This is a genomic window from Klebsiella sp. 2-CIP_Kleb. (genome assembly GCF_050378715.1).
Lineage (GTDB): Bacteria > Pseudomonadota > Gammaproteobacteria > Enterobacterales > Enterobacteriaceae > Klebsiella > Klebsiella quasipneumoniae.
Window position 1 is genome coordinate 60,683 of sequence record NZ_JBNRLG010000007.1, and the last position, 13,400, is coordinate 74,082.

Annotated in this window: 10 protein-coding genes; 4 read left to right on the plus strand and 6 right to left on the minus strand. The window is 59.1% G+C overall.

Annotated elements, in window-relative coordinates:
* Nucleotides 1-13 precede the first annotated feature (13 nt).
* A complete protein-coding gene (gene metC, locus ACQUTP_RS20370) occupies nt 14-1,201 on the plus strand; it encodes a cystathionine beta-lyase (RefSeq protein WP_004205213.1) in 1,188 nt (395 codons plus the stop codon).
* Between the two features lie 131 nt (nt 1,202-1,332).
* A complete protein-coding gene (gene yghB, locus ACQUTP_RS20375) occupies nt 1,333-1,992 on the plus strand; it encodes a DedA family general envelope maintenance protein YghB (protein WP_004205217.1) in 660 nt (219 codons plus the stop codon).
* Between the two features lie 51 nt (nt 1,993-2,043).
* Here the strand turns inward: yghB and ACQUTP_RS20380 are convergent, their stop codons facing one another.
* On the minus strand, nt 2,044-2,943 hold the full coding sequence (locus ACQUTP_RS20380; RefSeq protein ID WP_285755882.1) for an AraC family transcriptional regulator: 900 nt from the start codon (nt 2,941-2,943) through the stop codon (nt 2,044-2,046).
* Nucleotides 2,944-3,139: 196 nt separating this feature from the next.
* Between ACQUTP_RS20380 and yqhD the strand changes: the two genes are divergently transcribed.
* Entirely contained in the window at nt 3,140-4,303 is a 1,164-nt protein-coding gene (gene yqhD / locus ACQUTP_RS20385) for an alcohol dehydrogenase (RefSeq protein WP_023319157.1), read from the plus strand.
* A 144-nt stretch (nt 4,304-4,447) separates the two neighbouring features.
* The gene (dkgA, locus tag ACQUTP_RS20390) at nt 4,448-5,275 is read left to right on the plus strand and encodes a 2,5-didehydrogluconate reductase DkgA (protein ID WP_004205220.1); all 828 of its coding nucleotides are present in this window, start codon (nt 4,448-4,450) and stop codon (nt 5,273-5,275) included.
* A gap of 86 nt (nt 5,276-5,361) precedes the next feature.
* Here dkgA and ACQUTP_RS20395 read toward each other — a convergent pair whose 3' ends face one another.
* The 5 genes from ACQUTP_RS20395 to ACQUTP_RS20415 form a co-directional block, all read right to left on the minus strand.
* A complete protein-coding gene (locus ACQUTP_RS20395) occupies nt 5,362-7,635 on the minus strand; it encodes a YgiQ family radical SAM protein (RefSeq protein ID WP_072140373.1) in 2,274 nt (757 codons plus the stop codon).
* A gap of 33 nt (nt 7,636-7,668) precedes the next feature.
* Entirely contained in the window at nt 7,669-9,081 is a 1,413-nt protein-coding gene (gene ftsP, locus ACQUTP_RS20400; RefSeq protein WP_004205222.1) for a cell division protein FtsP, read from the minus strand.
* Between the two features lie 83 nt (nt 9,082-9,164).
* A complete protein-coding gene (plsC, locus tag ACQUTP_RS20405; RefSeq protein WP_428902436.1) occupies nt 9,165-9,902 on the minus strand; it encodes a 1-acylglycerol-3-phosphate O-acyltransferase in 738 nt (245 codons plus the stop codon).
* 191 nt (nt 9,903-10,093) lie between these two features.
* Nucleotides 10,094-12,352, minus strand: coding sequence for a DNA topoisomerase IV subunit A (gene parC / locus ACQUTP_RS20410; RefSeq protein ID WP_285755875.1), 2,259 nt, complete (start codon nt 12,350-12,352; stop codon nt 10,094-10,096).
* Between the two features lie 120 nt (nt 12,353-12,472).
* Entirely contained in the window at nt 12,473-13,342 is an 870-nt protein-coding gene (locus ACQUTP_RS20415) for an AraC family transcriptional regulator (RefSeq protein ID WP_285755874.1), read from the minus strand.
* Between the last annotated feature and the right edge of the window lie 58 nt (nt 13,343-13,400).

A 13,400-nucleotide genomic window follows, 5' to 3' on the forward strand; every position in this document is an offset into this window, starting at 1 on the left:
CAGGTTCATCAACATGGCTGATAAACATCTTGATACCGCGCTGGTCAACGCCGGGCGGAGCAAAAAGTACACCCAGGGCTCAGTGAACAGCGTGATCCAGCGCGCGTCATCGCTGGTTTTCGACACCGTAGAGGCCAAAAAGCACGCCACTCGCAATCGGGCCAACGGCGAGCTGTTTTACGGGCGTCGCGGCACCCTGACCCACTTCTCGCTGCAGGAAGCGATGTGCGAGCTGGAAGGCGGCGCCGGCTGCGCCCTCTTCCCCTGCGGCGCCGCCGCGGTAGCCAACACTATCCTGGCGTTTGTCGAGCAGGGCGACCATGTGCTGATGACCAATACCGCCTATGAGCCAAGCCAGGACTTTTGTACCAAAATTCTCGCCAAACTCGGCGTCACCACCAGCTGGTTCGATCCCTTAATCGGCGCTGATATTGCCCAACTTATTCGGCCGGAGACCCGCGTGGTGTTCCTGGAATCGCCCGGCTCCATCACCATGGAAGTGCATGATGTGCCAGCGATTGTCGCCGCCGTGCGTCAGGTCGCGCCGGAAGCGATTATCATGATCGATAACACCTGGGCGGCGGGGATCCTGTTCAAAGCGCTGGATTTTGGCATTGATATTTCCATCCAGGCAGGCACCAAATACCTGATTGGCCACTCCGACGCCATGGTCGGCACCGCGGTGGCGAACGCGCGCTGCTGGCCGCAGCTGCGTGAGAATGCCTATCTGATGGGGCAAATGCTGGACGCCGATACCGCCTATATGACCAGCCGCGGCCTGCGCACGCTGGGCGTCCGCCTGCGTCAGCATCATGAAAGCAGCCTGCGCATCGCCGAGTGGCTGGCGCAGCATCCGCAGGTGGCGCGGGTCAACCACCCCGCCCTGCCCGGCAGTAAAGGCCATGAGTTCTGGAAACGCGATTTTACCGGCAGCAGCGGGCTGTTCTCGTTTGTGCTCAACAAGCGTCTCAACGACGCTGAGCTGGCAGAGTATCTCGACAACTTCAGCCTGTTCAGCATGGCCTACTCGTGGGGCGGCTTTGAATCGCTGATACTGGCCAATCAGCCGGAGCAAATCGCTCACATCCGACCGGATGCGGAAGTCGACTTCAGCGGCACGCTGATCCGTTTGCACATTGGTCTCGAAAATGTTGACGATCTGCAGGCGGATTTAGCAGCGGGCTTCGCGCGTATCGTGTAAAGTGACAGTCAGTGGCAACAATAGCGGACGCTTTTTATCGGAGCGGCCGCTTTTGTTGCGCCCGGGATCAAGGTGCTCGGGTCTCTTCAGGAGTACACTAGTCAACAATACGGTACCACTTAGGAAAGTCCATGGTTGTCATTCAAGAGATTGTCGCCGCGCTGTGGCAACATGATTTTGCCGCACTGGCGAACCCTCATGTTGTGGGCGTTGTATATCTGGTTATGTTCGCGACCCTGTTTCTGGAAAACGGGCTGCTGCCTGCCTCCTTTTTACCTGGAGACAGCCTGCTGCTGCTCGCCGGCGCGCTGATTGCTAAAGGCGTCATGGACTTTGTGCCCACTATCGCCATTCTGACCGCCGCCGCCAGCCTCGGCTGCTGGCTGAGCTATGTACAGGGGCGCTGGCTGGGCAATACGCAAACGGTGAAAGGCTGGCTGGCGCACCTGCCGCATAAGTACCATCAGCGCGCCACCTGCATGTTTGACCGCCACGGTCTGCTGGCGCTGCTCGCGGGCCGCTTTCTGGCCTTTGTCCGTACCCTGCTGCCAACCATGGCGGGGATTTCCGGTCTGCCGAACCGCCGCTTCCAGTTCTTCAACTGGCTGAGCGCCCTGCTGTGGGTCGGCGTGGTCACGGGCCTCGGCTATGCGCTGAGCATGATCCCGTTCGTGAAACGTCATGAAGATCAGGTGATGACCTGCCTGATGATCCTGCCAATTGCCCTGCTGCTGGCTGGCCTGCTCGGCACGCTGTTCGTGGTGATCAAAAAGAAATACTGCAGCGCCTGACGTTGACTGCCGGGGGGGCTGCGCCCGCCCGGCCTGCTCCCTCCCCCGGTCTTACATCCCCTGCATCATACGAATACGCGCGGCGTCTTCCCCGGGCGTCATCCCGAAGTAGCGCTTAAACTCGCGGCTGAACTGGGAAGGACTTTCATAGCCCACCTGTATCGCCGCCGCACTGGCCTTCATGCCGTCATGGATCATCAGCATGCGCGCCTTGTGCAAACGGTAGGTTTTCAGATACTGCAGCGGCGAAGTGCTGGTCACCGCTTTAAAATTATGGTGAAACGCCGACACGCTCATATTCGCTTCGGCCGCCAGCCGATCGACGCTGAGGTTTTCGGTGTACTGACTCTCGATATGCTTGAGCACGCGGCTAATCAGGCTGAAGTGGGTCTGCCGGCTGACCAGCGCCAGCAGCGCGCCGCCGCAGGGTCCCGTCAGCACATAGTAGAGGATTTCACGGACGATCTGCTTGCCAAGGATCCGCGCGTCCAACGGCCGCTCCATCACGTCGAGCAGCCGTTCAGCAGCGCACAAGATGTCCTCCGAAAGCACTGCGGAGTTTATCCCGCTGGAGGCAACGGCGGGCTGAAACAGCGGATCCTCGCCAATGTCCATCAGCAGCTCCTGCAGCTGCAGGATATCGACGTTCAGGCGCATCCCGGCCAGGGGCACCTCCGGGGTGGCAAAGGTTTCGCACTCGAAGGGCAGCGGTACGGTCAGCAGTAGATATTCGTTTGTATCGTAGCGAAACGTCCGCTCATTGATATAACCAATTTTATGGCCAGAAAAGAGAAAAACGATCCCCGGCTGGTACATCACCGGCATCCGCGGTCCGGGCTGCATCCCGTACAGCAGCCGAACGTCAGGTAGCAGCGAACTTAACATTTCGTGCTTATCTTTCAGCTGGTTAACCTTCTCTGTCAGTGTCCGACATATCTCTGCGTGTTGCATTGCCACCGTCTCTCCCGATGTTTCTTCACCTATATATTGTGCGCAGGTCGCCGCGGATTCTCCAGCCATATGGAGAAATAGGCAAGACATAGGCAGAAATGTGCATTGAGGGGCAACGGCGCGAGGACCACAATAACCGTCATCGGGCAGCGGTATCGTCCCTGTCGGCAGTTTTACTCTTTGGAGGACCCAAGCAATGAATAATTTTGACCTGCATACCCCAACCCGCATTCTGTTTGGCAAAGGCGCGATTGAAAAGTTGCGTGAACAGATCCCGGCGGAAGCTCGCGTACTGATCACCTACGGCGGCGGCAGCGTGAAAAAAACGGGCGTCCTGGATCAGGTACTGACCGCCCTGAATGGCCTGGACGTCCTTGAATTTGGCGGCATCGAGCCGAACCCGTCTTACGAAACCCTGATGAATGCGGTGAAGCTCGCCCGCGAAGAGAAGGTCACTTTCCTGCTGGCGGTCGGCGGCGGTTCGGTGCTGGATGGCACCAAATTTATCGCGGCAGCAGCCCACTATGACGCCAACATTGATCCGTGGGAAATTCTGGAAACCTATGGCAGTAAGATCGCCAGCGCCATTCCAATGGGCTCGGTTCTCACTCTGCCGGCGACCGGTTCTGAATCAAACAAAGGGGCGGTGATTTCGCGGAAAACTACCGGCGACAAACGCGCGTTTATGTCTTCGCACGTTCAGCCGCAGTTCGCGATCCTCGACCCGGTCTACACCTATACCCTGCCGCCGCGCCAGGTCGCCAACGGCGTGGTTGACGCTTTCGTCCATACCGTCGAACAGTACGTCACCTACCCGGTTGACGGCAAAATTCAGGACCGCTTCGCCGAAGGCATTCTCCTGACCCTGATCGAGGATGGCCCGAAAGCGCTGCAGGAGCCGGAAAATTATAACGTGCGCGCCAACATTATGTGGGCCGCGACCCAGGCGCTGAACGGCCTGATCGGCGCTGGCGTGCCGCAGGACTGGGCAACGCATATGCTTGGCCACGAACTGACGGCGATGCATGGTCTCGATCACGCCCAGACGCTGGCTATCGTTCTGCCGGCGCTGTGGAATGAGAAGCGCGATACCAAGCGCGACAAGCTGCTGCAATATGCTGAGCGCGTGTGGCATATCACCGAGGGCTCCGACGACCAGCGTATCGATGCCGCCATCGCCGCGACGCGCCAGTTCTTCGAGCAGATGGGCGTGCCGACCCGCCTTTCCGATTACGGTCTCGACGGGAGCTCCATCCCGGCGCTGCTGGCGAAACTGGAAGAGCACGGCATGACCAAACTGGGCGAGCATCAGGATATCACCCTGGACGTCAGCCGCCGTATCTACGAGGCTGCCCGCTAAGTTACCCCGCCTGATTCACCTCTCCTTACGTTAAACAAACGTCGGGGAGGGGTGTTTTTACTACCGTTTTTAGCTATTTCGTCCAGACTTAATGCTACCCCTCGGCGGATCCTGCTTCGCCGAGTTCATTAACAGGAGGAAGGCATGACACATCCAACCGTTATAAAACTACACGACGGCAACCTGATGCCGCAGCTGGGTCTCGGCGTGTGGAAAGCTGGCAACGAGGAAGTCGTCTCCGCCATTCATAAGGCGCTGGAAGTCGGTTATCGCTCTTTTGACACCGCCGCCGCGTACCAAAATGAGGCTGGCGTCGGCAACGCGCTGCAAAGCGCTGGCGTCAATCGCGATGAGCTGTTCATCACCACCAAGCTATGGAACGACGATCAAAAACGGCCGCACGAGGCGCTGAAAGAGAGTCTCAGCAAGCTGAAACTGGACTATGTGGATCTCTATTTAATCCACTGGCCGGTGCCGGCTATCGGCCATTACGTCGAGGCCTGGCAGGCGCTGATTGAGCTGCAGCAGCAGGGGCTGGCGAAGAGCATCGGCGTGTGTAATTTCCAGGTGCCGCATCTGCAGAAGCTGATTGATGAAACCGGCGTCGCGCCGGTGATCAACCAGATAGAGCTGCATCCGCTGCTTCAGCAGCGGCAGCTGCACGCCTGGAACGCCACCCACAAGATCCAGACCGAATCCTGGAGCCCGCTGGCCCAGGGCGGTAAGGGCGTCTTCGATCAGAAAGTCATCCATCAGCTGGCTGATAAATATGGTAAAACGCCGGCGCAGATTGTCATCCGCTGGCATCTCGACAGCGGTCTGGTGGTGATCCCGAAATCCGTCACGCCGTCGCGCATCGCTGAAAACTTTAACGTCTGGGATTTCCGCCTGGATAAAGAGGAGCTGGGTGAGATTGCGAAGCTGGATCAGGGCAAGCGTCTGGGTCCTGACCCGGATCAGTTCGGCGGATAACAGGTAAAAAAGCCGGGCTGCGCTGATGCGTGCCCGGCTTGAGAAACCACCCGGCCAGCGAAACGCAGCCGGGCGCAAAGTCAGGCTTAACGCCCGGCGACTTTACCCCGTTTGACGGGCTTTTTCGCCGTTGCGCCACCGTTAGAACGCTGATGCGCAATCGGCGTGTGCTTGGTCAGCGCCGGGCGGGTATGACGGTTCTGGCGACGCGCTTCGCGCATCTCATCCAGGGTCGGCGCCGGCACCAGGCAGTCGCGACGAGAGCCAATCAGGTGTTTCTTGCCCATCGCCTCCAGCGCCTGACGGATCAGCGGCCAGTTGGCCGGATCGTGGTAGCGCAGCAGCGCTTTGTGCAGACGGCGCTGTTTATCACCCTTCGGCACCACCACCTCTTCACTCTTATAGCCGATCTTGCCCAGCGGGTTTTTGCCGGTGTAATACATGGTGGTCGAGTTCGCCAGCGGCGACGGATAGAAGTTCTGCACCTGGTCGAGACGGAAGCGGTGCTTCTTCAGCCACAGCGCCAGGTTCACCATGTCTTCATCACGGGTCCCCGGGTGGGCGGAGATAAAGTACGGGATCAGATACTGCTCTTTACCCGCCTGCTTCGAATAGGTGTCGAACAGCTCTTTAAAGCGGTCGTAGCTGCCCATTCCCGGCTTCATCATCTTCGACAGCGGGCCCTCTTCGGTATGCTCCGGCGCGATCTTCAGATAGCCGCCGACGTGGTGGGTCGCCAGCTCTTTAATATAGCGCGGATCTTCGACCGCGATGTCATAGCGTACCCCGGAGGCGATAAGGATCTTCTTGATGCCCTTCAGCTCGCGGGCGCGACGGTAAAGGTTGATCGTCGGCTCATGGTTGGTATCCATGTGCGGGCAGATATCCGGGTAGACGCAGGAGAGACGGCGACAGGTCTGCTCGGCTCGTGGCGATTTGCAGCGCAGCATATACATGTTGGCGGTGGGTCCGCCGAGATCGGAGATCACGCCGGTAAAGCCCGGCACCGTGTCGCGAATGGCTTCGATCTCATTGATGATCGAATCCTCAGAACGGCTCTGGATAATGCGTCCTTCGTGCTCGGTGATCGAGCAGAACGAACAGCCGCCGAAGCAGCCGCGCATGATGTTGATAGAGAAGCGGATCATCTCATACGCCGGGATGCGCGCATCGCCATAGGAAGGATGCGGCACGCGCTTGTAGGGCAGCGCGAAAACGCTGTCCATCTCTTCGGTGGAGAGCGGGATTGCCGGCGGGTTGATCCAGATGTAGCGCTCGCCGTGCTTTTGCATCAGCGCCCGGGCGCAGCCGGGGTTGGTTTCATGGTGCAGAATGCGCGAGGCGTGAGCGTACAGGACCTTATCGCCTTTCACCTTCTCGAAGGAGGGCAGCAGCACATAGGTCTTTTCCCACGGTTTTGGCCGCGGCGGCTGCACGACAACGGCTTTAGCCTCGGCTTTTTTCGGGGCCACCGGTTTGTTGTCTGCACACGGCAGATCTTCACCATACGGGTGCGGGATGGGGTCGATTTTGCCCGGGGTATCCAGACGGGTGGAGTCAACGCCGCTCCAGCCCGGGAGGGCCTCTTTCACCATGATGGCGGTATTGCGCACATCGCGGATCTGATCGATGGTTTCGCCCATCGCCAGGCGATGAGCCACTTCCACCAGCGGACGCTCGCCGTTGCCGAACATCAGCATATCGGCCTTGGAGTCCACCAGCACCGAGCGGCGCACGGTATCGGACCAGTAATCATAGTGGGCGGTACGGCGCAGGCTGGCTTCGATGCCGCCGAGGATCACGGGCACATCTTTCCACGCCTCTTTACAGCGCTGGGTGTAGACCAGGGTGGCGCGGTCCGGACGCTTGCCCGCTACGTTGCCGGCGGTGTAAGCGTCATCATGACGCAGCTTACGGTCGGCGGTGTAGCGGTTGATCATCGAGTCCATGTTGCCGGCGGTCACGCCGAAGAACAGGTTCGGTTTGCCCAGACGCATGAAGTCGTCTTTGGTGTTCCAGTCCGGCTGGGAGATGATCCCCACGCGGAACCCCTGCGCTTCCAGCATACGGCCGCAGATGGCCATCCCGAAGCTCGGGTGGTCGACGTAGGCGTCGCCGGTCACCAGAATAATGTCGCAGCTATCCCAGCCAAGTTGATCCATCTCTTCTCGCGACATCGGTAAAAATGGCGCAGGGCCGAAACAGGCAGCCCAGTATTGCGGCCAGGAAAAAAGGTCACGATCCGGTTGGATCAGGGATATTGCGCTCATATTGCTTCCGGGGAAAATGATAAAAAAATAACCAAAAGGGCGTGGATTATAAGCCGGAATGATAGTGGAAATGAAGGAGGATTTTCTCAAACCCTGACCGTATGCCGGCCAGGGTCGAAGAGATTATGGCGCAGGATTCACCAGCATCTGGCCAATCGAACCGCGGTCGGCCAGCTCCAGCGTCTGGCTCAGATACTGGAACGGGAAGTGCGGCCACGACGGCTGGGCGTAGTAGACCAGCAGTTCGACCTGCCCGTCGACCCACACGGTGTCCTTCCAGCCGCGGTCTTCCGGGAAAGGGGTCGAACCGTTGACGTTACGGATCTGGAACATCACCCCTTCAATATGGAACGACTGCGGGCGGTCGGCGCGCACTGTCCAGCGCTCCCAGGTCCCCTGCTGCGCCGTAATATCAATACGCTGCGGATCCCATAGCTGGCCGTTAATCCCTGGATCGTCGCCGAGGGTGATATCCCGGCTGCGGATCGGCGTACCGGAGAGCAGCTCGGTCGGCAGCAGACGCACCGGCAGACTGTCGGTGACCAGCGGCAGCAGCCCGGTCGGGCGCAAGGTCAGCACCAGCGTGGAGACCAGAATGCTGGACGGTTCAAAAAAGCCGCGGATACGGTCGACAATGCTCGCCGCTTCGCCGCAGGTAATGGACACTTCATCGCCGTTGGTCATATCGACCAGGATTTCACGCCGTTCCCCCGGCGCCAGCGACAGCTGCTTGAGCGAAACCGGCGCCGGCAGGAACCCCTGGTCGCCGGAAATGACATGCAGCAGTCGGCCATCGCTCATCTGTAGCTGATAGCGCCGGGAGTTGGAGGCGTTCAGCAGGCGCAGTCGCACCCAGCCGCGCGACACTTCGACATAGGGGCTCTGCACGCCATTGACCAGCAGCGTGTCGCCGACGAAGCCGCCGCTGCCCGGTTCGCTATATTCCGGCGTGCCGAAGTTATCCAGCCGTTTATCCTGAATTATCACCGGGAAGTCATCGACGCCATAGTGGTTAGGGATCGGCAGGTTCTTGCTCACCTCATCCTCCACCAGCCACATGCCGGCCAGACCGTTATAGACCTGCTTCGCCATCCGGTTCGGCGTATTGGCCTGGTACCACAGCGTCGCCGCACTCTGGCGGATCGGCAGCACCGGCGCCCAGTCGGCGTTCGGCGACATCATGCGCGCCGCGCCGCCGATCAGCGGGCCCGGCACCTGCAGGCCGCGGATGGTCATCGCGACGTTCTCTGTCAGACGGTTGCTGTAGATAAGCTTGACGTCGTCTCCGCTCCAGACGCGGATCGTCGGCCCCATATAGCGGCCATTGATCCCCCAGACGGGGGCGCGGGTGCCTGGCGTAAACGACCAGTGCGAACGCTGCAGCGTCAGAAACAGCGGCTGACCGCGACGGGATTCCAGCAGCGGCGGAACCGGCAGCGCAGGCTGCTGGCCGGCGGCATGGGCCTTCAGCGGCGCGGCGCCAGCGCACAGCGCTACGCCGGAAGCCTTAATAAACTGACGCCGACTGAGTGACATATTAACTCCATGACATACTGACAAATGAAAAAGGGAATTCGTTTCCCGCCAGCAATACGCGCGCGGTGGCGGCGTTTCCTGTCTTATTGCTTGTCGGCCGCTTCGCGCTCGGCCACTTCGTTGTCCAGCTCAGCGATTTTGGCGGCCATCAGCTCGCGGCAATGCGTCGCCAGCGCGCGCACGTTGTCTTTACCGAACTGGCTGGTATCCACCGGCGGCAGCATTTCCACAATCACCAGACCGTTGTTCCAGCGATTGAGCTTTATTTTATTCGATGTATTCGAGACACACACCGGAATAATCGGCACTCCGGCGGCAATAGCCGCGTGGAAGGCGCCGGTTTTAAACGGCAGCAGACCGCGGCCGCGGCTGCGGGTCCCTTCCGGGAACATCCAGAACGAAATTTTACGCTTTTTAAAGGCGTTAACGACCTCGGCAATGGTGCCGTGCGCTTTGGTTCGATTATTACGGTCAATCAGCAGATTACCGGTCAGCCAGTACAGCTGGCCAAAGAACGGGATCCACAGCAGGCTCTTTTTCCCCACGGTAACCGTCGGGGCCTGCACGATGTTAGACGCCGTCACCATATCATAGTTGTTCTGGTGGTTAGCGATGTAGATCGCGTTGCCATAGCTTTCCGCGTCGGCAGGTTTACGCAGCTCCACCTTGAGGCCAAACACCGGGGATAAGCGGCCAAACAGATGGCCGAAAGTGGCAACGTGTTTTGGATTACGCGGGCTGAACAAGCAGTATAGACAGCCAAGTATGCACACCACGATGCAATAAATGACCACGAAAATTACTCGAAAAATGAATAGCATAGCTACCTCTAAAACCCAAACCGCTTAGAATTATTCGCTGCTGGCAGAAGGCAGGCTCACGAGTTCTGCGCAGGCCGGGACCGTTCTTCCTGGGTCCCTGATGATGGACATTGTTAATCGCAACGCCTGAATAAACAACGATTTTGCGGCATTTTTTCGCCTCCTCCCGTCAAAGACGGGAGGAGAAGCGCTTACTCTTCGCTATCGCCTGCCGCGGCGCGGCGCGGCGAGTCAATTTCAACACGGTCTATTTTCTGCAGCCCGCGCATCAGCGAACCGCGGCGGCCGCGCTCGCCGGTGACTTTTTGCAGCTCTTCCGGACGCAGTTTGATCTTCCGTTTGCCGACGTGAATGGTCAGCGTACTCTGCGGCGGCAGGACAAACAGATGTGCGAGACCGTCCTGTCCGGCGGCGGCTTCCGCCGCGGGAATGTTGATGATTTTGTTGCCCTTGCCTTTCGACAGCTGCGGCAGATCGCTGACCGGGAACATCAGCATCCGCCCGGCGGCGGTGATGGCCAGCAGCATATCGGACTCGTCCTCAATGACCAGCGGCGGCATCACATGCGCGTTGTCAGGCAGGGTGATCAACGCTTTACCGGCGCGGTTGCGCGCCACCAGATCGTTAAAGGTGCAGACAAAACCATAGCCGGCGTCGGAAGCCATCAGCAGTTTCTGATCGTCGCCTTCCATCAGCATATGTTCCACGGTCGCGCCCGGCGGCAGCGTGAGCTTACCGGTCAGCGGCTCACCCTGGCCACGCGCCGAGGGCAGAGTAATCGGATCGATGGCATAGCTGCGCCCGGTGGTATCGATAAACACCACCGGCTGGTTGCTCTTGCCCTTCGCCGAGGCTTTCCAGCTGTCGCCCGCCTTATAGCTTAAGCCCTGGGCGTCAATGTCGTGCCCTTTGGCGCTGCGCACCCAGCCCATCTGCGACAGAACGATAGTCACCGGCTCAGACGGCAGCATGTCATGCTCGCTCATCGCTTTCGCTTCTTCACGCTCGTGAAGCGGCGAGCGGCGAGCGTCGCCGAAAGCATCGGCATCGGCCTGCAGCTCTTTCTTCAGCAGATTGTTCATCTTACGTTCAGAGGCCAGAATCGCCTGCAGCTGATCGCGCTCTTTTTCCAGCTCGTTCTGCTCGCCGCGGATCTTCATCTCTTCCAGTTTGGCGAGATGGCGCAGCTTCAGTTCCAGAATCGCTTCCGCCTGGGTTTCGCTGATGGCAAAGCGCGACATCAGAGCTGGCTTCGGCTCATCTTCCGTGCGGATGATCTCAATGACTTCATCGATATTAAGGAACGCCACCAGCAAACCTTCGAGGATATGCAGGCGCTTAAGGACCTTCTCTAACCGGTGGTTCAGACGGCGACGTACGGTATCACGACGGAACACCAGCCATTCGCTGAGGATCTCCAGCAGGTTTTTTACCGCCGGGCGGCCGTCGAGACCGATCATATTGAGGTTGATGCGGTAGCTCTTCTCCAGATCGGTGGTGGCGAACAGATGGTTCATCACCTGCTCCATATCCACCCGGTTGGAGCGCGGGACGATCACCAGACGGGTCGGATTTTCGTGGTCCGATTCGTCGCGCAGGTCATCCACCATCGGCAGCTTTTTATTGCGCATCTGCGCCGCAATTTGCTCCAGAACTTTGGCGCCGGAGACCTGGTGCGGCAGCGCGCTGATCACTACCGCGCCGTCCTCTTTGCTCCACACCGCGCGCATGCGCACAGAGCCGCGTCCGTTCTGGTAGATTTTGCGAATTTCCGCCCGCGAAGTGATGATCTCCGCCTCGGTCGGGAAATCCGGCCCCTGGACAATATCCAGCAGTTCGTCGAGGGTCGTTTTCGGCTGCTCAATCAGCGTAATCGCCGCTTTCGCTACTTCACGCAGGTTGTGCGGCGGAATATCGGTCGCCATGCCCACCGCGATGCCGGTGGTGCCGTTGAGCAGGATGTTTGGCAGGCGCGCCGGCAGCATTTTCGGCTCCTGCAGCGTGCCGTCAAAGTTTGGCACCCAGTCGACCGTCCCCTGCCCCAGCTCGCTGAGCAGCAGCTCGGCATACTTCGACAGGCGGGATTCGGTGTAACGCATGGCGGCGAAGGATTTCGGATCGTCCGGCGCCCCCCAGTTCCCCTGGCCATCCACCAGCGGATAGCGATAGGAGAAGGGTTGCGCCATCAGCACCATCGCTTCATAGCAGGCGCTGTCGCCGTGCGGGTGATATTTACCCAGCACGTCGCCGACGGTGCGGGCGGACTTTTTGAATTTGGCGCTGGCGTTCAGCCCCAGTTCGGACATCGCATAGACGATGCGACGCTGGACCGGTTTTAAGCCATCGCCAATAAACGGTAATGCCCTGTCCATGATCACGTACATGGAGTAGTTCAGGTAAGCATTTTCCGTAAATTCATGCAGCGCAAGGCGCTCTGCCATATCGCTCATTAATCGTGGATCCTCAATCTGGGTACCGACCGTTCGGACGGCAAAACTACCTGCGATAATACCCGATCTCACGCCCTGAGTCACAGGCCGTGAGATCGGTTGAGGATTCCGTCACCTTAATCAGGCCAGCGGCAGATAAATATCGGTTTGCAGCTCATGCTCAGCCACCTCATGGACAAAATTGAGGTAACGGAAGTACACCGGAAAATCCCGTAACGTCTCGCCTGAAGCGGGTAACCAGTCGCGAAAGAGAAACCAAACGCTGTTCGCCAGCGTGTCCAGCGAGCCGTGATGGCGCACGACGGCGCAGCGTCCGCCGGGGATTTCGCCGTTAATCACGCCAAAGGCGTTGTCACCGACCGGCCGTGCGACCGTACCGCAGATGTCAAAACGAAATTCCCCCTGCGGGGTGGTCTGCGGATCGTCCCAGGCGATCCCCCAGGTATCGCAGGTGGCGATGGGCGATAATCCGCTCGTTTTACGCCAGGCGATAAAACGCGCGGCGGTGGCGTTGACAAGGTCCGGGCTGCCGCGATGTTGCAGTACGGCTATCCGGGTGGTGGGGAACGAAATAATGTTGACGTCCATCGACGTTTGCTCCTGTAGCGTATGTTTCGGTACGCGCCGATGCCACTCGGCCCAGTCCGGTTGCTGACGGAACTGGGTCGGGCTTTGGTCAAACGCGGTACGGAAGGCACGACTGAACGACTCCGCATTCTGAAATCCGGCATCAAGGGCAATATCGATGACTTTATCGCGGGGGTTGAACGCCAGGCGCCAACAGGCGCGTCGCAGACGCAACCACTGAATATACCGGTACAAGGGAATGCCGGTATAAGCGCTAAATTGCCGGTGAAAATGGTAAGGCGAACTGTGCGCTATCGCGCTCAGCATCTCCAGCGACAGCGGCTCATCAAGATGGTGCGCAATGTACCTACAGACGCGCTGGAAGCGCCCGACATACGCCGGGCTGGCCTTAATATCGTTCATCGTCTCCTCCTCGCGACATACTCTGACAGAGCGAGGATAGCGATGCCTGACCGATCTT

Excerpts from the sequence above, each read along its gene's own strand:
- metC (WP_004205213.1), top strand. The coding sequence starts at position 14 with ATGGCTGATAAACATCTTGATACCGCGCTGGTCAACGCCGGGCGGAGC.
- yghB (WP_004205217.1), top strand. The coding sequence starts at position 1,333 with ATGGTTGTCATTCAAGAGATTGTCGCCGCGCTGTGGCAACATGATTTT.
- ACQUTP_RS20380 (WP_285755882.1), bottom strand. The coding sequence starts at position 2,943 with ATGCAACACGCAGAGATATGTCGGACACTGACAGAGAAGGTTAACCAG.
- yqhD (WP_023319157.1), top strand. The coding sequence starts at position 3,140 with ATGAATAATTTTGACCTGCATACCCCAACCCGCATTCTGTTTGGCAAA.
- dkgA (WP_004205220.1), top strand. The coding sequence starts at position 4,448 with ATGACACATCCAACCGTTATAAAACTACACGACGGCAACCTGATGCCG.
- ftsP (WP_004205222.1), bottom strand. The coding sequence starts at position 9,081 with ATGTCACTCAGTCGGCGTCAGTTTATTAAGGCTTCCGGCGTAGCGCTG.
- plsC (WP_428902436.1), bottom strand. The coding sequence starts at position 9,902 with ATGCTATTCATTTTTCGAGTAATTTTCGTGGTCATTTATTGCATCGTG.
- parC (WP_285755875.1), bottom strand. The coding sequence starts at position 12,352 with ATGAGCGATATGGCAGAGCGCCTTGCGCTGCATGAATTTACGGAAAAT.
- ACQUTP_RS20415 (WP_285755874.1), bottom strand. The coding sequence starts at position 13,342 with ATGAACGATATTAAGGCCAGCCCGGCGTATGTCGGGCGCTTCCAGCGC.